Origin of the sequence: Psychromonas hadalis ATCC BAA-638 (assembly GCF_000420245.1) — a bacterium.
In the GTDB taxonomy this organism is placed as follows: domain Bacteria; phylum Pseudomonadota; class Gammaproteobacteria; order Enterobacterales; family Psychromonadaceae; genus Psychromonas; species Psychromonas hadalis.
The window spans coordinates 1-1,163 of the sequence record NZ_ATUO01000340.1 but is presented as its reverse complement, the minus strand read 5'-3'; the positions used below and the strand labels follow the sequence as shown (position 1 = coordinate 1,163).

General features: G+C 34.0%; 1 protein-coding gene. It reads left to right on the top strand.

Features of this window, described 5'->3' with window-relative positions; genetic code table 11:
- Window positions 1-984 (top strand): hypothetical protein (locus tag G322_RS0119445; RefSeq protein WP_211217190.1); only part of this gene is annotated, 984 nt, incomplete at its 5' end.
- Window positions 985-1,163: the final 179 nt, after the last annotated feature.

The window sequence follows — 1,163 nt, the reverse complement described above, 5'->3', positions numbered from 1 at the left end:
CAACTAACAAGTCGTTTAAACGGAATAAAAACAGTTGGCCATCGCTTCGCGATTATAGCCAACCATTTTTATCCGCTTAACGAGGCGTTATGTGTCATTTATAGCTACAGTGTTACTCTAAGGAATATGATGTTAAATATAGTTAATCGAGTAAAATTGATAGAGAAGCTCATCAATGAAGATACGCATTGTAGTCTTACTTATGCTGCTTTAGAAAGCAGACTGACAATTGAGTTTATTTGCTATGAAAGGTTTAAATCCTCATATTCTTATTTATCTCCGAAAGACTTAAAAAAATGGCAGCCAAAAGATGTTGTTAAACAGATATCTGATGATGTTTCTGCTATGGCGAATGAAGATTTAACTGTAGAAATTTGTAAGCTTCCTAAAGGTTATGAGCCACCCGAAACTGAAGAGCAATATAAAGTTCTAAAGTATCAAAAATTAGGGGTACAAAAAGCGCTAAAACTTCGTAATATTAGTAAATTGTGGAATGCGTTATCTAAGCTAGCGCTTCATCTTCCAGTACCTACAATAGAAAATCCTAATATATCTATTTATGGGGATAAAGCATCTATTACAAATAAGGTTTTCGAGGCACTTGAATTGTTCAAAGAACTTCAAGGAAGTAATATAATTGTTGGTGGTTGTATGGGGACAGTTTTCAATTTTAAGTGTGAAACATGCCATGTTGACATTAAAAAACCAATTGATAGTTTACGTCCCCCACAGGTAGTAAATTGCATAACTCCATCCTGTCAGGAAAGTTATTTAATTGAATCTGGAGAATTAGATAAAGAGTTCACATATTGTAGAAATGTCTTTGAATATCAATGTGGAAACTGTGATTCTAGCGAACTGATTCCCCATAATAACTTTCTGCACTTAAGAATGAATCAGGAATTATCTTTTTGTTGTAGTAAATGCCAAAGCGAAACAACTTTTATAATGAGACCAATGGTTCGCTGTGTTGCAAACACATAACAAGCAATTTAAACGGAACTAAAATAGTTGGCTCAGTTTCGCTTCGCTACACATTATAGCCAACAATTTTAGTCCGCTTAATTGGGCGTTAGTCTGCCTTAAAACCTGTTGTGTATTTTCAGTTTTTGAATAGTGATTTGTAATCTGAAATTGGTTTTGTAACGTTCATCAATTGGTGC